The following is an 18,374-nucleotide window of genomic DNA, read 5'->3' as shown; positions in this document are numbered from 1 at the left end:
GGCGGGGCACCCCCGGTCCCCCGGGTGGTGCCCCGCCGTCACGGGGTGCGGTGGCGCCGCGGTCTCCCGCGGACGACGCCGCTGCGGGCCGTCAGCGCGTCACGTGCGTGCAGCGCCGGGCCCGGTGGGGTCGTGGCTCAGGCTCCCACGCGGAACCGCGCGAACGCGGTGGCGGTGGCGCCGGCCTCGGACAGCACCTGGCCCACGGTCTTCTTGGAGTCCTTGGCGAAGTCCTGGTCCACCAGCACGACGTCCTTGTAGTAGCCCTTGAGGCGGCCCTGGACGATGTTAGGGATGATCTTGTCCGGCTTGCCCTCGTTGCGGGCGGTCTCCTCGGCCACGCGCTTCTCGTTCTCCACCGTCTCGGCGGGAACGTCCTCCTCGGAGAGGAACGCCGGGGACATCGCGGCGATGTGCACGGCGACGTCGTGGGCGGCGGTCTCCGCCTCGGAGCCGGACACGGCCAGCAGGACACCCACCTGGGCGGGGAGGTCCTTGGAGGTCTTGTGCAGGTACACGGCCACGTGGTCACCGGCCACACGGGCCACGCGACGCACGACGACCTTCTCACCCAGCAGCGCACCGGTCTCGGTCACGAGCTCGGAGACGGGCGTGCCGTCCACCTCGGCCGCGAGCAGCGAGTCCAGGTCCGCGGCGTCGGCGGCCACGGCGGCGTCGAGCACCTTGTTGCCGAACTCCACGAACGGCGCGGACTTGGCCACGAAGTCGGTCTCGGAGTTGACCTCGACCATGTAGCCCACGTTGTTCTCCGTGCGAGCCACCACGATGCCCTCGGCGGTGGAGCGGCCCTCGCGCTTGGTCACACCCTTGAGACCCTTGACGCGGATGATCTCCTGGGCCTTCTGGGCGTCGCCGTCGGCCTCGTCCAGCGCCTTCTTGACGTCCAGCATGCCGGCGCCCGTGCGCTCGCGCAGGGCCTTGATGTCAGCAGCGGTGTAGTTCGCCATGTGAACTCCTCTGTTGTCGGTTGTGTCCGCCCGGGCGTCCGTGGACGCCCGGGCGGGTCCGGTCACCATCGTGGGTCACCGGGGAGAATGGAGGGTGAACACCTTCCGCGGCCTCACTCGGCGGCGGGGGCGTCCTTCTGCTCGGTCTCGGCGGGAGCGGCCGGGGCGGCCTGCTCGGCGGCGGGAGCCTCAGCGGCCGGGGCGGCCTGCTCGGACTTCTGCCCCTCGTGCTGCTCGAGCAGCTCGCGCTCCCACTCGGCCATGGGCTCCTCGGCGGCGTTGGACTTGCCGTTGTGGCGCTCCATGAGGCCCTCGGCCACGGCGTCCGCGACCACGCGGGTCAGCAGGGAGACGGAGCGGATGGAGTCGTCGTTGCCCGGGATGGGGAACGCGACCTCGTCCGGATCGCAGTTGGTGTCGAGGATCGCGACGATCGGCACACCGAGCTTCTGGGCCTCGTCGACCGCGAGGTGCTCCTTCTTGGTGTCCACGATCCAGATCAGGGACGGGGTCTTGGTGAGGTTGCGGATGCCACCGAGGGTGCGCTCCAGCTTCTCCTTCTCGCGGCGCAGCAGCAGCAGTTCCTTCTTGGTGTACTGCGAGCCGGCGACGTCGTCGAAGTCGACCTCTTCCAGTTCCTTCATGCGGTCGATGCGCTTGGAGACCGTCTGGAAGTTGGTGAGCATGCCACCGAGCCAGCGGTGGTTCACGTAGGGCATGCCCACGCGGGTGGCCTGCTCGGCAATGGCCTCCTGGGCCTGCTTCTTGGTGCCGACGAACAGGATGGTGCCGCCGTGGGCGACCGTGGCCTTGACAGCCTCGTAGGCCTTGTCGATGAAGCCCAGCGACTGCTGCAGGTCGATGATGTAGATGCCGTTGCGCTCGGTGAAGATGAAGCGCTTCATCTTGGGGTTCCAGCGACGGGTCTGGTGACCGAAGTGGACGCCGTTGTCGAGCATCTGGCGCATGGTAACGACAGGCATGTCGTCTCCTCATGAGTATCCGGCGGCCCGGGGGCCACCGTGGGTTGACGGTTGTCGACCGGACGTGCCGGTCCCTGGCGCGATGCGCGGACCGTGCTCGTGGAGCGGGTCCGACGTGCCCCGTACCGGTTCCACAGGCGGATCCGGACCGAGGGGCACGCACCCGGAGGGAACGGATCCGTTCCGGGTTCCTTCGCGCGCGAAGTCAGTCACCCGCCGCCGCACCCACCCGCGAACGGGCATGCGCAACTGATGGCAGGGCAACTGCACTGGCCAGTCTAGCGCATCGCGCGGCACCTCCTCTCCACATCGCGCGCCCCTCCCCCGGCAGCACGACGCCGCCGCGTCACCCTGGTCCCATGGCTCACCCACGCAGCTCCGAGACCGCTCCGACCGTTCCCACCTCCGCTCTCGCTTTGGCGCTCACCGCCGGGCCGGTTGCCCTGTCCCCAGCGATCGGCGGACCGCCGGGCCCCGCCGCGGGGCCGGTGGCCTGTCCGGGCGGGGACGTGCATCCCAGGCTCACCGGGCGGCCCGCGGCCACCGGCACGGAGCGTCCCGCGCCACGGTGGCTGGCCCTAGGCCTCGCGGCTCTCATGACGGCCCTGTTAGTGCTGGGCGCCCACCCCGCGGGCGCGGCCGGAGCCGGCTGGGCGTGGCCGGTGTCTCCCCGTCCAGGCGTCGAGCGCGCGTTCGAGGCACCGGCCCAGAAGTGGCTGCCGGGTCACCGCGGTGTGGACCTCTCCGCCCCGCCGGGAACCCCCCTCCGGTCCCCCGCCGCGGGAGTCGTGAGCTTCTCGGGCGTGGTGGTGGACCGCGAGGTGCTCACGATCGACCACGGAGACGGGCGGATGTCCTCGGTGGAGCCGGTCAGCGCCACGGTACGCCGTGGTGAGCGTGTGGAACGGGGGCAGGTGGTGGCCCGCGTGGCGGCGCCGGGTCACGGGCCGCGGGGCGGAAGTGTCCACTGGGGTGTCCGGGAGCACGGGGAGTACGTGAACCCGCTGCAGTTCGTGGTGGACCTGCGCCCCTCCGTGCTGCTGCCCGTGCCGGATGCCGAGCGCAGCGCGCCCGGTGCGTCCTGACTGCTGCTAGGTGTCAGGCGCCCGGGGACTGCTGGCCGGCGCCCGGTGGGCGAGGGGAGGTACCCCACGTTCCGGGCCCCGTGCCCGGTCTGCGGTGCGCGGCGGCCGCTGCCCGGTCGGAGACCGGCGGCCCAGCCCCCGGGTTCCGGACACGCGGAAGGCCCCCGACCGTCGTCGAGGGCCTCCGTCCGGTGCCGCTCGCGCGGGGCCGGTGGTGTAGGGCGGGTGGGGCTTGAACCCACGACCCAAGGATTATGAGTCCTCTGCTCTGACCAGCTGAGCTACCGCCCCAGGATCTGCGCCCGGTGACCGAGTGCGGCTCCACGGTACCGCACGCGGTGGGCGGAACAGGTGCATGCGGGACCCACGCATGATGCTGGTTTCCCGTGCAGGGGAGTTGATCAAACGGGGGTGGGCCTTCCCCGCCGCCCCGTGTCCTCAGCGGCTGGCGCCGGCGTAGATCCGCTCGAAGGTGTCCAGCGTGCGCGCGAAGGAGTGCTGGGCCACCATCTCGTGGCTGTGGGCGCCCATGGCGCGACGCTGCTCGGGGGAGGCGTCCAGCACGAGCTGCAGCTTGGCCGCGAGGTCTGCGGGGTCCCCCGGCGTGAACAGGTAGCCGTTGCGCCCCTCGTCCGCGAGGTGCGGCAGCGCTCGGGCGTTGGCGAGCACCACCGGGGTGGACGCGCTCATGGCCTCGAGGGTCACCAGGGACTGCAGCTCTGCGGTGCCGGGCTGGCAGAACACGTCCGCCCGCAGGTACGCGAGCCGCAGCTCCTCATCGGTCAGGAACCCCAGGAAGTGGACGCGGTCCGCCACTCCCCGCTCGTGGGCGAGTGCCACGAGGCGGTCCCGCTGCTCCCCCTCCCCCACGATCTCCGCGTGGATGTTCTTCTCCCGGGGGATCAGGGCCAGGGCGTCGATGAGCTCGTTGACGTTCTTCTCCACCGCCAGCCGACCGCAGAACAGCACCACCAGGTGGTCCGGGTGTCGGATCTCCTCGCCCGCCGCGGCCTCGTAGTGCCCGGCCTCGATGCCGTTGGACACCGCGACCGCACGGTCCGGCACCCCGTTCTCCACCATGGTGCGCACCGCGAGCGGCGTGGGGGCGGTGATCACGTCGCAGTGGCGGAACACCCTGGCGATGTCCCACCAGGAGACCTTGCGGTAGCCCCGGATGAACCACTCCGGGAACGGCAGGAAGGGCTCGATGTTCTCCGGGATGAAGTGGTTGGTGCCGACCACCCGGATGCCCCGGCGCGCCGCCTCGCGAATCATCAGCCGGCCCAGGATGTAGTGGCACTGGGCGTGGACCACGTCGGGTTTCAGCTCGTCGAGCAGCCGGGCCACCTCCCGCTTGATCTCCCACGGCAGGCACAGCCGGAAGTACGGATGGGTGGCGGCGTGGTGGGAGCGGAACCGGTGCTCCGTGATGCCGTGGTCCTCCATGGTCCGTGAGGCGCCGCGGGTGGGCATGGGAGCGGCCACGTGGACCTCGTGACCGCGTTCGAGCAGCCCGTGGGCCAGCCTGCGACCGAACTGCGCCGCCCCGTTGACGTCGGGCGGGTAGGTCTCTGCGGTGATCAGAATCTTCAAGGCGTTGGGTTCCGTACGTAGGTCACTGGTCGGCGTGGCCGGTCCGGCGCTCGGCCGAGGCGGCCCGGGGACTGGTGCCGCTCCCCTGGCCCCGGGTGCCGTTGCGAGCAGCGGCTCGGCGCGTGACGACCTCCGGGTGGTACCGGGAGAGCAGGACCACGCCGACTATAGCAATCAGACCTGCCACGCCCATGCCCGCCCCCAGCACACCTGTGAAGGTGGGCCCGGCCTCTCCCAGCACTGCCAGCCCCAGCGCCACGCCCACCATGGGGTCCACCACGGTGAGCCCCGCGATGACCAGGTCCGGAGGCCCGCACGAGTACGCGCACTGCACCATCCAGCCCCCGAGCGCGGCCGCCACCACGACCATGAGCACGCTGAGCCAGTTCACGGCCGCGATCCCGCCGTCCCCCACTGCCGTGACCACCAGGCGCACGAGCACCGCCACGAAGCCGTAGAGCACTCCCGCGCAGAGCACGTAGAAGATGCTGATCCGGTGCCGGCGCACGAAGATCTCCGCGATGCCCATGAGCACCACGAGACCCACCAGCATGAGCACCACCAGCCGCTCCGCCTCCGGACCGGGCCGGTGCGCGGGATCGGTTCCCGCCACGGCGCACACCACGAAGCCCGCACCACCCGCGGTGCACAGGGCCACGGCCAGCCACGTGCGGCGGTTGAGCGTCAGCCCCTCGTGGCGCGCGTGCAGCAGCGTGGTGATCACCAGGGCCACGACGCCGAGCGGCTGCACCACGGTCACGGTGGCCAGGGCGAGGGCCGAGACGTTGAGGAGCATCCCCAGCACGAGCAGCCCGGTCCCCGCGAGCCACCGCCGGTTGCGCAGCAGCGTCAGCAGCGCCCGGGGGTTCAGAGCTCCGGAGGTGTGGCCCGTGACGGCCCGGGACTGTGTCTGCGTGCCGACCGCCAGGCACACCGCCGAGGCCAGCGCGAGCGCGACCGCCACCCACTGGTTCATCGCAAGCCTCGCTGGGACGTCACGGTCCCATCGTAGGGTTCTCAGCCAGCCACACGCTCCGGGCACACGCCGACGCCGCACGGGCACCCGGTCAGACGCCGCACGCGCCACCCGTACGACGTCCCCCCACGATGCGGGCCCGCCACAGTCCCGGACGTGCGCTGTCCCGGACCCGGGGTGTCGAGCCTCCGGACACGCAGAAGGCCGGGCCCCGAGGGCCCGGCCTTCTGTGGACTCATGGGTTCCGAGGAACCGCGAGAGGTGCGACTACTTCAGCAGCTTGCGCAGGAACACGAGGAACGCGGTGCCCGCGGCGGCGGCCACGGCCAGGGGCTGCCAGCGCTCGCTCAGCAGGTCCGAGGCGGAGGTGGATCCCTCCGGGCGCACGCCCTGGGAACCGCCCTTGGAGGCGAACGTGGACTTGACCGACTCCTGGGTGGAGGAGAACGTCCGCGAGGTGCGGTGGACGAAGCCCTGGGTGGCGGACTGCACGGAGTCCACGCGGTTCTGGGTGTCGTCGCGCAGGCTCTTGAGGTGCTCGCGGCGCAGCTTGAGGCGGTTGCGCAGCTGCTCCTCGGTGGGCTTGACCGGCTTGACCCTGTTGGGATCGTTCGCGGCCTCCTCCTTCTCGCGCTGCTTCTTCTGCTCGGCCTCGTTGATGTCGCGCTGCACGCGGCCCTCGTTGTAGGCGGAGCCCTCCTTGACCACGCCGAGGTCGTAGCGCAGGCCGAAGACGGCCTTCTCCGGCATGAGCGGCAGAGCGCCCTTGATCTTGGACACGCCGATCAGGGCGAGGATCGCAAGCACCACCAGGAACACCACGGCGAGCAGCAGCGCCGCCAGCCACGCGGGCATCACGTGCGAGAGCCCGGCGATGGCCGCTCCCACCAGGGCGATCACGGCGAGGCCCAGGAAGATGAGACCCACCACTGCGAACGCGGCGCCGATGCCCAGCTTGATGCCCTTGGCCTTGAGCTCGAGGACGGCCAGCTGTGCTTCGTCCTTGAGCTGCTTGGGCAGCAGCCTGAGGAAGACCTTGACGACGTCCACGATGGACGCCGCGCCCGGCTTCTTGGTGGTGCGAGTTCCTGCCCTGGGTGAGTGGCCGCTGTTGGGGCCCACTGCATGGCTCATGCCGCCTCCGATGAGTACGTGGTGGTGTTCAAAAGGTCAGTCCGCTCCCAAAATACCACTGGCGAGCGCGCGGACAGGCCATGTCCGCGCGCGCCGCCGGTGGCGTGGTGGTCACTGCAGACGGCCGTCCTCCATGGTCACGCAGCGGTCCGCGAGCGGCACGAACTCGGTGTCGTGCGTGACCACCAGGGAGGCCAGACGGAACTGGTGGGTGAGGTTCGCGAGCAGCTCCATGATGGCCCGCGAGCGCTCCTGGTCCAGGGCCGCGGTGGGCTCGTCCACGAGCAGCAGCTGGGGGTCGTTCATCAGCGCGCGGGCGATGTTCACCCGCTGACGCTGTCCACCCGAGAGCTGGTGGGGACGGCGGTCGCCGCAGTCCACCAGGCCCACCTGCTCGAGCAGCTCGTCCGCGCGGGTGCGAGCCGCCTTGAGCTCCTTGCCCCGGGCGCCCGCCACGTGCGCCGAGAGCACGAGCTGCTCGCGTGAGGTCAGGGCCGCGAGCAGATTGGGCTGCTGGAACACCATGCCCGTGTGGCCACGGCGGATCCGGGCGAGCTCCTTCTCCGGCAGCTCGGTGAGGGACTCCCCCGCGACCATCACGGTCCCGGACGTGGGCTTGATCAGGGCGGCGGCCACGGCCAGCAGGGAGGACTTGCCCGATCCGGACGGACCGATCAGGGCGGTCATCTCCCCACGCTGCAGCTCAAGGCTCACGCGGTCCAGGGCGCGCACGGTGCGCGGGGTGCCGTCGTTGGCCGTGCCGTCCGGGTACTCGAGGGTGACCTCGCGGACGCTCAGCGCGGGAGCGGCGTCGCCGGCCGACTCGCCCTGGTGCGCGTCGCCCTGCGGGTGGCGGGCGGCGTCGTGCTCGTGGCGGGGGTCGTGGGCTCGGCCCCGGTGGTGCTCGTGGTGCTCGGCGCGGTGGCGCGGTTCGGACTCAGCAGCATGCATGATCAGTTACCTCCCAGGGCAATCATCGGGTCGACGGTGGAGACGCGGCGCACGGCCAGCAGCGAACCGAGCAGGCCGAGGACCAGCACCCCGACCACGGGCACGGCCACGCTGGCGACGCTCAGCTCGAAGGGCACCGCGGAGCCCGCGAGCATTCCGCCCAGCAGGCCCAGGGCGCCGCCCACCAGGACGCCAACGGTCAGCACCACGGCGGCCTGCACGAGCGAGTCCACCACCACGTACTTGCGCCCGGCGCCGAGCGCGCGCAGCACGGCGATGTCGCGGGTGCGCTGGATGGTCCACACGGTCAGGAAGGAGATCACGACCATTGCGCTGATGCCGTAGAGGAAGGCCTGCATCATGAGGAGCGATCCGCGCTCGGACTGGTAGGCGGGCAGCGCGGCGAGCGAGCCCTTGGTGTCCAGGGCCACGGTGTCGGAGTCGCCCGGCACGTCCTGGGGGTAGTCGGCGGTGGTCAGTGCCAGAGCGGTGGCCTGCTCCTCCGGGGAGGTGTGGGCCACGGCCGGGTAGTCCTCCGTGCTCATCCACGCCACGGGAACGTGGCTGTAGTACTCGTCCTCCGTGATCCCGGTGGCCTTGAGACTGGTGCCGCCCATGGACACGGTGTCCCCCACCGAGACCTTGAGGTCCTCGGCCAGGGTCTCGCTGAGCACCACTTCCCCCTTGCCCGGGTGGGTGGCCCCGGAGGTCGCGGTCAGGCCGGGTGCCAGGGAGGTCCCCGGTTCCAGGGCGATGCCGGCCACGGCGGTGGTGTCCGTGCGGGTGGAGTCGCCCTGGGACTGCGCCCCGCGGCTCGCGCTCGTCTGCGTGATGCCCAGTCGTTCGACCTGGTCAGCTCCCACGGCGTCCTCCCAGGTGGTGAGCTGCTTCTCATCGATCTGCGACGTGGTGAAGGACGGCGTGTCCGAGTCACCCGGGGGCGCCTGCAGGACGATGCGCTGGGCTTCGAGACGCTCGAGGGCGGAGGTGTTCTGATGACCCAGACCGTTGGTGAGGCCCGTGAGCAGGACCAGCAGCAGGGTGATGAGAGCCACGACCGTGGCCAGCAGCGCGAACCGGCCCTTGGCGAACGTGATGTCCCTCAGGGACAAGAACATGGGAACTCCCGTGACGTAGTTTTCTGGACTGTTCCCAGTCTCGTGCGCCGCGGGCCGCCGCGAATCGCCAGCGCGGTTGAACCGGGCCGCGCAGACGGTTGATCCGGGAATCAACCGATCGGTTGATGCCCTGTCGAGCCACCTGCGTACCATGACCACGGAGTCGGCCACTCCTGCCCCCGTTCCCCGGCCGCCGTCCAGGAAGGCAGATCGTGCGTCAGGAGTTGTCCACCCCGGCCCTGCTGCGGGTCATGCGGGTCACCCTGCACCTGAGCTTCGCCGCACTGCTCGGTCTGGCGGTGCTGCGCACACTCATGCAGCCTTCCGGAGACGGTGCGACCACGGCGGTGGTGCTCGTGCTCTCCGCCCTGCTCGCCACGACCTACGTGCTCGGCACCACGGTGGAGAACCGGGTGGCCGGCGGTCGCGCGAACCCGGCGCGGCTGCGCTGGACCCCCGTGTGGCTGGGCTCCGTGACCGTCCTGTGGATCGCCCTGGCGCTGCTGGGCCGGGACTTCGCGTGGGTGGTCTTCCCCCTCTTCTTCCTCTACCCCGTGCTGCTGCCTCCTGCAGTGGCCCTGGTCAGCATCGTGGTACTCACCGGCGTGGTGGTGCTCTCCCAGCTGATCCACCTGCCCTCGGGAACCTTCACGGCGCCCATGGCCGTGGGACCGAGCATCGGGGCGGTCGTGGCGGTTCTGGTCAGCTACGGCTACCGCGCCCTGTACCGGGACGCCCGGCGCCACGTGAGCGTGATCCGCCAGCTGGAGTCCACACGCGCCGAGCTCGCGCGCCGAGAGCGCACCGCGGGCACCATGACCGAGAGGGAACGGCTCTCCCGGGAGATCCACGACACCCTCGCCCAGGGCCTCACCTCGATCGTGCTCGTCTCCCGCGCGGCCCAGCAGGCCCTGTCCCTGGACGATCGAGAGGTGACCGCCGCGCGGCTGGCCACGATCGAGGACACCGCCGCCGCGAACCTGGCCGAGGCCCGGCGGTTCGTCCGCGACCTCGCCTCCCCCGCCCTGGACGAGTCCCTCCCGAGCGCGCTCGCCGAGGTCTGCCGCCGCACGGAGGAGGGCTCCCGTGCCGCAGGCACCGGGCTCACGTGCGAGTTCCGCGTGCAGGGGACGCCACCCGATCTCACGGACCGGCAGCGCACGCTGTTCATCCGGGCCACGCAGTCCACGCTCGCGAACGTCCTCTCCCACGCCCGGGCCACCCGTGTGGTGGTCACGCTGGAGGGCTGGGACGACGCCGTGGCCCTGGACGTGGTGGACGACGGCGTGGGCTTCGATCCCCGCTCGGTGTCCCGCGCGCACGAGGAGGACTCGTTCGGCCTCTCCCACCTGCGACGCCGCGCGGCCGAGCTGGGTGCCGAGCTCACCGTGGAGTCCGAGCCGGGCAGCGGCACCGCCGTGAACGTGCGGCTGCCGCTCGCACGGGAGACGTCCCGGGCGGGGGCATCCGCCATCCCGGGGACCGACGACGACGCCGCTCCCCCGGTCCTCGTGCCGCACCCCGGCGAGGGCGACCCTGCGGCGTCGTCCACCGAAGCAGACCACCACCGACCCGGAGGCAGGGCCACCGCATGACCACCAGAGTGCTGCTCGTGGACGACCACCCCGTGGTGCGCGCCGGGCTGAGGGCGGTGCTGGAGTCCCTCGGGGACATCACCGTGTGCGCGGAGGCGCAGGACGGGCGCGCCGCCCTGGAACGGCTGGAGGCACCCGGGCACGGCGTGGACGTGGTGGTCATGGACCTGCAGATGGGCGCCGGGATGGGCGGGCTGGAGGCCACCCGGCGGATCGTCGCCGCGGGCGGACCACCCGTGCTGATCCTCACCACGTACGACACCCAGGCGGACGTGGTCGCCGCGCTGGAGGCCGGTGCCACCGGCTACCTGCTCAAGGACGCGCAGCCGGAGAGCATTGGGCAGGCCGTGCACGACGCCGCCGCGGGCCGCCCCGTGCTCTCGCCCTCGGTCACGGCGCGGCTCATGAACCAGGTCCGCACCCCGGGGACCTCCTTGAGCCCGCGGGAGGTCGAGATCCTGCGAGGCCTGGCCACGGGCGCCTCGAACCGGGCACTCGCGAAGTCTCTGTTCATCTCCGAGGCCACCGTGAAGACCCACCTGGTGCACATCTACGACAAGCTCGGCGTGGACAACCGCACCGCCGCCGTGAGCCGTGCCCGGGAGGAGCACGTCATCTGAGGCCGCGGCCCGCCGTCCCGGGGACCGCTCCGCCCCACCGGGTGCAGGACCACGGAAGCCGGGGAGTCTCTCCCCGTCGCAGCCGGTGCGGGGCGTACTCCCCCACCGGTGGGACCTCCTCGAAACCGGTGAAGACCTGCTGGACGTACCGGTGGCCGGTGTCCGGGCAGAGCATCAGGACGCACCGGTCCACCGGCCGCGGCCCCGTGGGCGTCCCGCGCAGGACCTCACCCGCCACGGCGTACGCCGCGCCCGAGCTGAGACCCGCGAAGAGGGCGTGGTCCCGGCAGAGGGACACGGCCCCAGCGCGGGCCACCTCGGCACTGACCCAGTGGATCTCGCGGTAGAGCCCGTGCCGGACGTTGCGGAACTCGATCGAGCTGCCGATCCCGGCGATCAGCATGTCCGGGTCCTCCGTGTCCTGTGACCCGAAGGTCACCGAACCGAACGGCTGGACGCCCGTGAGGTGCACGTCCAGCCCGGAGGCCGCGAGGCCCAGGGCCAGCGCCCCGCTGGAGGCTCCCGAACCCACGGGGGCCACCAGTTCCACGGCGTCACAGCCCTCCCGCTGCACCCTGAGACCGAGAGCTCGGGCGAGGTCCTGGTAGCCGCGGTAGTGCACGGCGTCGTGGTACTGCCGCATCCAGTGCCAGTCGGGGTGCTCGTCCAGCAGCTCGCGCACCCGGGCCACGCGACGGTCCTGGTCCGCACGCAAGGACCTGGAGGGCGGCATCTGCTCGAGACGCACACCCAGCATTCCCAGCTGCAGCCGCAGGGTCTCGTCGATGGTCGTGGACCCCACCACGACGCAGCGCAGCCCCGCCTCGTGGCACGCGAGTGCGAGCGCCAGCGCGTAGATTCCGCTGGACGAGTCCACCACGGTCCCGCCGGGGGCGATCCGTCCCTCCCGCAGCAGCCGACGAACGGCGCCGCGCGCGGAGAGCACCTTCATCACCTCGAAGCGCAGGGCAAACAGTCCAGGACGCAGCCGGATGAAATCCGGAGCCCCCGCGGCCTGGGAGGCGTGGTCCATGATCTCCGGAAGAGGGTGCTGCTCGGCTCGTGGTGTGCTCATGCTCCGTTCCAGACGTGGTCGATCGTTCGTTGCAGGCCCATCGCGTCGAGGGCCGCCCGTGCCTCCCGCGCACGGTGGGCGGCGCGGGGCCGGGTGGCGTCGAGGACGACGGCGCACACCGTGCCGCTGTGGGCGATCTGGACTCCCGCGCCCCCGGTCTCCCGGCTGATCCGCAGCAGCTCGGGCAGCTCCGGTTTGGGCAGCCGGGCCTGGTTGAGCAGGGCCGAGCGCGTTGCGGCACGCCCCAGCAGCGCGGCGTTGCGCTCACTCACGCCGCGCTCCAGGTCGCGCAGCATCTCTGCGCACTCCCGGCGCTCACCCGCGGAATAGTCCCGGGCCGCGAGCTCCAGGGTGTCCACGGGCCCGCCGGGCAGCCGGCACCCCACGAGGATCACAGGAGGGAAGGTTCCGGACCAGCGGCGGAGCACACGTGCGTGACGCTGGGCGAAGAGCACCGGCGTGCACCCGTATGCCAGCGGGTCCGAGGCCGTCTCCGCCCGGCAGGCGAGTTCGCTGACCTCCCGCCGGGACAGCCGCAGCCCGCAGCTGCGCTCCACAGCCCGGATGGCCGCGACGACGTCCGCGGTGGACGACCCCATGCCGCACCCCGACGGAATCTCGCTGTGTATCGACACCTCCCCTCCCGGTGGGCAGGCCATACCGCGGTCCCGGCACAGTCGGAGGGTCAGCTGGGCCGCGCGCCGGGCCTTCTCGTGTCCCCTGCCGGCCCGCACCCCCGCCCGGCTGCCGGGGTGGAACTCCGCACGGGAGCGCAGCCCGGGAACAGGAACTGTCACCAGTGCCGGGAGGGATCCGGAACCGCAGGGGAAGACTCCCTGCACGAGTTCCCCGTGGTGGGCCATGCAGTGGCCGCGGCCGGCGCGCCACGGAACCTCCGAGGCAGCCGGTCCGACGCTCACGACCCGCTCCTGTCGCACGGCCGGGCAGCGCGCAGCGCCCACCCCGTGCGTGCCGCGACCAGTGCTCCGAGCCCGGTCACGAGGGCGAGGGCGGTCCCCGCACCCTCCCAGCCGGCCACGCCGAGCCCCGCTCCGGCAACGGTGGCCCCCACGCACACGCCCAAGCTCTGTCCGGCGCCGTTCAGACCCAGCACGGTTCCCCGGTGTCCCGGCGACACCCGCACCAGCAGGGTGGTCACCACCGCGGCGACCACGGCGTGGGAGGCGCCGAGCAGCGTCGTCGCCGCCAGGGCCACCCCCAGGTGCTCCGTGCGGAAGAGCAGCAGGACGGCCGCGGCCGCGACGAGTGCGGCCCCGCACGCGGTCCATGCGGCCCGGCTCGTGGATTCCAGTGAGCGCAGCAGGCGCCCCCCGAACCAGTTGCCCAGGAAGAACGCGAGGCCCGAGAGCGTCCAGACCAGGGAGAAGATCCCCGGCCCCACACCGAAGCGGTCGAAGTACACCACGGCCAGGTACGCGAGCTGCCCCATGAAGGCCGTGGTGCGCAGCGTGGAGACCAGCAGCATGGCCGGCACCCCCGGCAGCGTCCAGACCGCGCGCAGGGCGGCCACGTACCCCGTGCCCGCCGTGGAGTGCGGGACGGCCGGCTCCCCGCGCCCTGTGCCGCGGAGCAGCAGCGCGGCCGTGACCGCGGCCAGAACTGCGGTGGCCACGAGGTCCCCCCGCCACCCCCACAGGGCCGCAGGGCCGGCGAGCAGCGGAGCGGCGAGCACGGCGGTGAGCGTCATCGTGGCCGAGACCTGGGTCGCGGCCCGGCCGGAGGCCGCCCGGTCCTGGAAACGGTCTGCGGCCATGGCCGAGACCGCCGGGTTCAGGACCGCGGTGGCGGCACCGACCAGTAGGCAGAACCCGGCCCAGGACCACACCGATCCGAGCACACCCAGCAGGCAGGCGAGCGCAAGGACGGCGAGCGCCCCGGCCGCCGCCGCGCCGCGGGAGAGCCGGTCCAGCAGCGGAGCGCAGCACAGACCCACCAGCAGTGCCGCCACGCCGCCCGTGCCGCGCAGCCAGCCCATGAGTTCGGCGTCCTGGCCGCTGTCCCGGGTGATGTCCACCAGGAAGTTCGAGTACACCGTGAACGGCACGAGACCCAGGGCGCACGCGGCCAGCAGCGGCAGGATGCGTCTGGTGATCTGGGAATCGGTGAGTGTGGCCCCGCCGGAGGGGTGGGCGCGCGTGGACGGCGTGCTCACAGTGCCAGACCCTCTCCGCTCCCGGCGCGGCCGTGGGGCTCCTCCGTCGCTGTGTACACGTACAGCTGCGTCTCGTCGGCACTGAACTGGGAGAACGGAAAGGGCTCCGCGCTCAGGGCGAGGACCCCGCGGCCCAGGAACTCGCGCGCCACGGCGGGCGCCGACTGCGCGTAGATCCCCAGGGGAATCCTCCGTTCAAGGCACCGAGCCCGGATCCGGTCGAAGGTGCCGTTGCCGAGCGTCATCCCCGTGGCGAGCACGGCGTCCGCGGTGTCCATGACCTCTTCCATGTCCGGGCTCACCGGGTCTCCCCACTGGGTCCGTCGCAGCGCCAGATCGCACGGCAGCACCTCTGCACCGCGTGCGCGCAGGGCTGCGACCAGCGGGTTCACCACTCCGATCAGCGCGATCCTCTGTCCGGCTGCCACGGGCAGCAGCTGCGCCACGGTGGCGTCCCGCGCACTGGCCCTGGTGTCCGGGGTGCCGCGAGGCAGGGTCACGGGCCGGGCGCGGGGGTCGTCGCGGTGCGGCTGCCGCGCGGCGAGCCACGCGTCCAGGGCAGCCGTGCGCACCGGCAGGCACGGGTGCTCCAAAAGCTGACGCACGGGCATCCCGGAGAGCTCCGTCAGCTCCGGCGCCAGTTCACGAGCCTCCAGCGCGCACCCGCCGAAGGCCCCGGCCACGCGCACGAGCACGTACTGGTTGCGGTAGAGCGCGCTGTCCGAGGCGAGACGCGTGCCGTGCTGCACGGTGAACACGCTGCGTGCCACCGGCCCGTCGTCGTGCTGGGCGTCCAGGTGCTCGCACGCGAGGGCCAGCAGATCGGCCGTGGATTCTGGTGCCCGCAGCCCCGCCCCGCTCACCGCAGCCCCTTGGACCGCAGGTAGTCGGCGAGCTTCTGGGCGCCGTCCATGTTGCGGGGGCTCGAGACGGCCTCACCGTAGTCCATGACGTAGATGTTCCCGTTCTTCACGGCGGGCGAGTCCTTCACCGGGGACTCGTTCCGGAGGTAGTCGAGCTTCTCCTGCACGGGCTGCTTGTTGTAGTCGACCACTACGATCGCCTGGGGTTCGCTCGTGACCACCGACTCCCACCCCACGGTGTCCCAGCGGGCATCGAGGTCCCTGGTCACCGAGGTGGCCCCGGCCAGTTCCACCATCCCGTTCAGGGCCGTCCGCCGGCCCGCGGTGTAGGGCTCGGAGGTTCCGGAGTCGTAGACGAACACGCGGGCCGGGTTCTCGGGCCTTGGTGCCTCCTGCAGGGCGCGCCGCTTCTCCTGCAGCTGTCCCACGAGCTCCTGCGCACGGTCCTCGACGCCGAAGATCGTCCCCAGATCCTTCAGGTCCTCGACCGTGGCGTCCAGGGGGTCGGGGTCGGAGGTGTCCCCCTGGTAGCCCTTGCACGTCTCGTGCTGCATGTAGGAGTTGATCCCCACGCCCTGCAGGGAGTCCGGGGTGACCCCGCGGGCCTCGCTGAACCCGGCCTGCCAGCCGGCGAAGACCCAGTCCGCCTGAGCGCTGACCACGGCCTCCTGGCCCAGCACGGAGTCGGAGATGGTCTCGGTCCTGCCGTAGTCCTCCTTGTAGGGGGACTTCTCGACCACGCTGCTCACGGTCTGCGGGAGCACGATTCCCCGCATCTGCTCCGCGAGCCCGAGCGAAAACATCTTCTCGATGGCCGAGACGTCGTACGCCACGGCTTTCTGCGGGGTGGGGTACGTGCTGCTGCGACCGCAGTTCTCGATGGTCTTCTCCGCGCCCGACGCCGCGTCCTTCTGGACCTGCGCGCCGCAGCCGGTGAGCAGCAGGCTCGCCACGAGCCCCACGGCCAGGGGCGCGCCGCGGCGGGTCAGCGCCCGGCCGCCTCCGGGTGCACTGCGGGGCACGACGCCGCCCGGCCCGTCCCCAGCGCACCTTGCGCCTCCGTGCGGGGCGGCTTCGCCACCGGGCAGGTGCGGGGGACGGGTCTTGGGCGCGCCGGTGCCTCCGTGTGCACGCTCGACGCCGTGGGGGCCGGAGCCAGGGGGTGTTCTCATGAGGGGTCCTCTCGGTCGATGGGGAACAGCAGATGGGGTGTCCCGGTGTCGGGACGGGTGATCAGCAGGGGCCGCACGCCGTAGACGCGCTCCACGGTGTCCGGGTCCAGGGCCTCGTGGGGCGGGGCGTCGGCTACCACGCGCCCCTCGGCGAGCACCACGACCCGGTCGCACAGCGCGGCGGCGAGGTTGAGGTCGTGCAAGGCCAGCAGCACGGCGGGGCCGGTCCCGGCGGTGCCGCGCAGCGTGCGCAGCAGGTCCGTCTGGTGACGCAGGTCCAGGTGGTTGGTGGGCTCGTCCAGCAGAAGGTACGGGGTGCGCTGGGCCAGGGCGCGGGCGATGAGCACCCGCTGGCGCTCGCCCCCGGAGAGCCCCAGCACGCTGCGGTCGGCCAGGTCCGCCACCCCCGCGCGGGCCATGGCATCCCGCACGACGCCGTTCAGCTCCTCCGCGCGCAGGCGCGGGTTGGCCGCGGCACCCAGGCGCACGACCTCCGCGACCAGGAAGTCCAGCTCGCTCCGCTCGTCCTGGGGCAGCGCCGCGACCCGTGCGGCCGAGTCCCGGAAGCGCATGCCGTGCAGGGACTCGCCGTCGATCAGCACGGCCCCGCCGCACGGGCGCAGGGCACGGTAGAGGGCCTTGAGCACGGTGGACTTCCCGCAGCCGTTGGGACCCACCAGCCCCACGACCTCCCCCGGCGCCACCCGCATGGTGAGGCCCGGCACCACGGTGCGCCCGGCGACGTCGAGCCTCAGCTCCGCCAGCTCCAGACCGGTCCCGCACTGCGGGGTGTCCATGGACGCGGCGGTGGCCTGGCCGGACGGCGCGGTGCGTCCGGCAACGTGGCCGGAAGGCGACGTGCCTGCGGGGGCCGGGTCGGGCGGCGTCGTGCCCGGCGCGAGCGCTCCCCCCGGGGCTGCCGCGGGCCGCGGCGCGGGCGCCCTCACCGGGAACCCCCGAAGACGTAGCCGGCGCGGCGCATCAGCACCAGGAACACCGGCACGCCGATCAGCGCGGTGACCACGCCGAGCGGCAGTTCACGGGGCGGCACGGCCACGCGGCTGAGCAGGTCCACCCACACCATGAACAGCGCGCCCACGAGCGGGGCCACCACCACGGCGCGCCGGTGGGCCGGACCCAGCACGATGCGGGTGGCATGCGGGACCACCAGTCCCACGAAGCCGATGGTCCCCGCGACCGAGACGAGCGTGGCTGTGCCCAGGACCGTGAGCGCGAACAGCTGCACGCGCATCCGATCCGGGTCCACGCCCAGGCTCGCGGCGGAGCCGTCCCCCATGGAGAGGGTGTCCAGGTCCTGTGCGCGCCATGCGAGCCACGCGAGGCACAGCGCGGTGGCCGCGACCGGCAGGGGAAGCTGCTGCCACGTGGCCGCGCCCAGGGAGCCGAGCATCCAGAACATGACGGTGCGGGCGGCGTCGCCCTTGGCGTCGAAGAAGACGATGGCGGACATCAGCGCCTGGAAGCCGAACGAGAGCACCACGCCCGTGAGGATCAGGCGCACGGGCGCCACCCCGCCCGGGGTGCGGGACAGCCGGTACACGAGTGCCGACGCCGCCAGCGCGCCCAGGAACGCGGCCGCACTCAGCGCGAGTCCCCCGAGCGCGGCGAACAGTCCCCAGGAGACGACGGCGCTCGCGCCCACGGCCGCGCCGGAGGAGATCCCCAGGATGAAGGGGTCCGCCAGGGGGTTGCGCACCATGGCCTGCGCCGCGATGCCCAGGGCGCTCAGCCCCGCTCCCACCACCGCCGCGAGCAACACCCGCGGGGTGCGGATCTGCAGCACCACGGTGTAGTCGGTGAAGTCCGCCGCAGGGATTGCTCCGCCGGTCAGTGCGGCCCAGAAGAACCGGGCGGTGTCCGCGACGGGAATCTCCGCGGCACCCCCCGAGACGGCGGCGGGCACGGAGGCGCCCAGCGCGACGAGCAGCGCGAGCACCAGCAGCGCGTGGGCCCGGGGTGAGAGACGGGGTGTCGTAGTCATTAGACTGTAATGATAATCATTCGCATATAAGGACACAAAATGTTGTCCTTGGCGCGCTGACCAGCA

General features: G+C 72.1%; 17 protein-coding genes and 1 tRNA gene. 3 read left to right on the top strand and 15 right to left on the bottom strand.

What is annotated here, in order from left to right:
* Positions 1 to 137: 137 nt before the first annotated feature.
* Positions 138 to 968 (bottom strand): translation elongation factor Ts, encoded by an 831-nt coding sequence (tsf, locus tag HMPREF2833_RS01210; protein ID WP_019310867.1) that lies wholly within the window; start codon positions 966 to 968, stop codon positions 138 to 140.
* A 113-nt stretch (positions 969 to 1,081) separates the two neighbouring features.
* A complete protein-coding gene (rpsB, locus tag HMPREF2833_RS01205; protein WP_019310866.1) occupies positions 1,082 to 1,951 on the bottom strand; it encodes a 30S ribosomal protein S2 in 870 nt (289 codons plus the stop codon).
* A 359-nt stretch (positions 1,952 to 2,310) separates the two neighbouring features.
* Between rpsB and HMPREF2833_RS01200 the strand changes: the two genes are divergently transcribed.
* Positions 2,311 to 3,036, top strand: coding sequence for a M23 family metallopeptidase (locus tag HMPREF2833_RS01200; protein ID WP_246829056.1), 726 nt, complete (start codon positions 2,311 to 2,313; stop codon positions 3,034 to 3,036).
* A 217-nt stretch (positions 3,037 to 3,253) separates the two neighbouring features.
* On the opposite strand, the gene HMPREF2833_RS01195 is transcribed toward HMPREF2833_RS01200, so the two are convergent.
* The 6 genes from HMPREF2833_RS01195 to HMPREF2833_RS01170 form a co-directional block, all read right to left on the bottom strand.
* Positions 3,254 to 3,327, bottom strand: a tRNA-Ile gene (locus HMPREF2833_RS01195).
* Positions 3,328 to 3,474: 147 nt separating this feature from the next.
* Positions 3,475 to 4,629, bottom strand: coding sequence for a glycosyltransferase (locus HMPREF2833_RS01190; protein WP_019310864.1), 1,155 nt, complete (start codon positions 4,627 to 4,629; stop codon positions 3,475 to 3,477).
* 22 nt (positions 4,630 to 4,651) lie between these two features.
* On the bottom strand, positions 4,652 to 5,605 hold the full coding sequence (locus HMPREF2833_RS01185; RefSeq protein WP_019310863.1) for a DMT family transporter: 954 nt from the start codon (positions 5,603 to 5,605) through the stop codon (positions 4,652 to 4,654).
* 267 nt (positions 5,606 to 5,872) lie between these two features.
* A complete protein-coding gene (locus tag HMPREF2833_RS01180; protein WP_029603507.1) occupies positions 5,873 to 6,739 on the bottom strand; it encodes a phage holin family protein in 867 nt (288 codons plus the stop codon).
* A gap of 111 nt (positions 6,740 to 6,850) precedes the next feature.
* The gene (locus HMPREF2833_RS01175) at positions 6,851 to 7,690 is read right to left on the bottom strand and encodes an ABC transporter ATP-binding protein (protein ID WP_019310861.1); all 840 of its coding nucleotides are present in this window, start codon (positions 7,688 to 7,690) and stop codon (positions 6,851 to 6,853) included.
* 2 nt (positions 7,691 to 7,692) lie between these two features.
* Positions 7,693 to 8,808 (bottom strand): ABC transporter permease, encoded by a 1,116-nt coding sequence (locus HMPREF2833_RS01170; RefSeq protein ID WP_047978655.1) that lies wholly within the window; start codon positions 8,806 to 8,808, stop codon positions 7,693 to 7,695.
* A gap of 212 nt (positions 8,809 to 9,020) precedes the next feature.
* Here HMPREF2833_RS01170 and HMPREF2833_RS01165 point away from each other — a divergent pair, with 212 nt between their 5' ends.
* Together HMPREF2833_RS01165 and HMPREF2833_RS01160 are read left to right on the top strand one after the other, a co-directional pair.
* Complete coding sequence (locus HMPREF2833_RS01165) at positions 9,021 to 10,403, top strand: sensor histidine kinase (protein ID WP_070636354.1); 1,383 nt, start codon at positions 9,021 to 9,023, stop codon at positions 10,401 to 10,403.
* Complete coding sequence (locus HMPREF2833_RS01160; RefSeq protein WP_039101417.1) at positions 10,400 to 11,023, top strand: response regulator; 624 nt, start codon at positions 10,400 to 10,402, stop codon at positions 11,021 to 11,023. Before HMPREF2833_RS01165 ends, HMPREF2833_RS01160 begins: the two co-directional genes overlap by 4 nt.
* On the opposite strand, the gene HMPREF2833_RS01155 is transcribed toward HMPREF2833_RS01160, so the two are convergent.
* The 7 genes from HMPREF2833_RS01155 to HMPREF2833_RS01125 all read right to left on the bottom strand — a co-directional run bounded on the left by HMPREF2833_RS01155 (position 11,016) and on the right by HMPREF2833_RS01125 (position 18,308).
* On the bottom strand, positions 11,016 to 12,098 hold the full coding sequence (locus HMPREF2833_RS01155) for a pyridoxal-phosphate dependent enzyme (RefSeq protein WP_070636352.1): 1,083 nt from the start codon (positions 12,096 to 12,098) through the stop codon (positions 11,016 to 11,018). The two genes, HMPREF2833_RS01160 and HMPREF2833_RS01155, sit on opposite strands and share 8 nt — an antisense overlap.
* Positions 12,095 to 12,757, bottom strand: a complete 663-nt coding sequence (locus HMPREF2833_RS01150; RefSeq protein ID WP_256388760.1) for a GHMP family kinase ATP-binding protein — start codon at positions 12,755 to 12,757, stop codon at positions 12,095 to 12,097. Before HMPREF2833_RS01150 ends, HMPREF2833_RS01155 begins: the two co-directional genes overlap by 4 nt.
* 257 nt (positions 12,758 to 13,014) lie before the next feature.
* Positions 13,015 to 14,271, bottom strand: a complete 1,257-nt coding sequence (locus HMPREF2833_RS01145; protein WP_070636350.1) for an MFS transporter — start codon at positions 14,269 to 14,271, stop codon at positions 13,015 to 13,017.
* Positions 14,268 to 15,134 carry a Rossmann-like domain-containing protein gene (locus HMPREF2833_RS01140; protein ID WP_246829055.1) on the bottom strand — a complete coding sequence of 289 codons (867 nt, stop codon included), beginning with the start codon at positions 15,132 to 15,134 and terminating at the stop codon, positions 14,268 to 14,270. Before HMPREF2833_RS01140 ends, HMPREF2833_RS01145 begins: the two co-directional genes overlap by 4 nt.
* Positions 15,131 to 16,156, bottom strand: a complete 1,026-nt coding sequence (locus tag HMPREF2833_RS01135; protein WP_246829054.1) for an ABC transporter substrate-binding protein — start codon at positions 16,154 to 16,156, stop codon at positions 15,131 to 15,133. Before HMPREF2833_RS01135 ends, HMPREF2833_RS01140 begins: the two co-directional genes overlap by 4 nt.
* A gap of 146 nt (positions 16,157 to 16,302) precedes the next feature.
* Complete coding sequence (locus tag HMPREF2833_RS01130; RefSeq protein ID WP_070636348.1) at positions 16,303 to 17,103, bottom strand: ABC transporter ATP-binding protein; 801 nt, start codon at positions 17,101 to 17,103, stop codon at positions 16,303 to 16,305.
* A 146-nt stretch (positions 17,104 to 17,249) separates the two neighbouring features.
* Positions 17,250 to 18,308: a FecCD family ABC transporter permease gene (locus HMPREF2833_RS01125; RefSeq protein ID WP_070636346.1), complete on the bottom strand. Its 1,059-nt coding sequence runs from the start codon at positions 18,306 to 18,308 to the stop codon at positions 17,250 to 17,252.
* Between the last annotated feature and the right edge of the window lie 66 nt (positions 18,309 to 18,374).

Origin of the sequence: Kocuria sp. HMSC066H03, assembly GCF_001812045.1 — a bacterium.
Classification (GTDB): domain Bacteria; phylum Actinomycetota; class Actinomycetes; order Actinomycetales; family Micrococcaceae; genus Kocuria; species Kocuria rhizophila.
This window is presented reverse-complemented; position numbering and strand designations above follow the sequence as displayed.

Coding starts and splice junctions, on each gene's coding strand:
- HMPREF2833_RS01175 (WP_019310861.1), bottom strand. CDS start 7,690: ATGCATGCTGCTGAGTCCGAACCGCGCCACCGCGCCGAGCACCACGAG.
- HMPREF2833_RS01150 (WP_256388760.1), bottom strand. CDS start 12,757: ATGGCCTGCCCACCGGGAGGGGAGGTGTCGATACACAGCGAGATTCCG.
- HMPREF2833_RS01180 (WP_029603507.1), bottom strand. CDS start 6,739: ATGAGCCATGCAGTGGGCCCCAACAGCGGCCACTCACCCAGGGCAGGA.
- rpsB (WP_019310866.1), bottom strand. CDS start 1,951: ATGCCTGTCGTTACCATGCGCCAGATGCTCGACAACGGCGTCCACTTC.
- HMPREF2833_RS01130 (WP_070636348.1), bottom strand. CDS start 17,103: ATGGACACCCCGCAGTGCGGGACCGGTCTGGAGCTGGCGGAGCTGAGG.
- HMPREF2833_RS01170 (WP_047978655.1), bottom strand. CDS start 8,808: ATGTTCTTGTCCCTGAGGGACATCACGTTCGCCAAGGGCCGGTTCGCG.
- HMPREF2833_RS01185 (WP_019310863.1), bottom strand. CDS start 5,605: ATGAACCAGTGGGTGGCGGTCGCGCTCGCGCTGGCCTCGGCGGTGTGC.
- HMPREF2833_RS01200 (WP_246829056.1), top strand. CDS start 2,311: ATGGCTCACCCACGCAGCTCCGAGACCGCTCCGACCGTTCCCACCTCC.
- HMPREF2833_RS01160 (WP_039101417.1), top strand. CDS start 10,400: ATGACCACCAGAGTGCTGCTCGTGGACGACCACCCCGTGGTGCGCGCC.
- tsf (WP_019310867.1), bottom strand. CDS start 968: ATGGCGAACTACACCGCTGCTGACATCAAGGCCCTGCGCGAGCGCACG.
- HMPREF2833_RS01155 (WP_070636352.1), bottom strand. CDS start 12,098: ATGAGCACACCACGAGCCGAGCAGCACCCTCTTCCGGAGATCATGGAC.
- HMPREF2833_RS01125 (WP_070636346.1), bottom strand. CDS start 18,308: ATGACTACGACACCCCGTCTCTCACCCCGGGCCCACGCGCTGCTGGTG.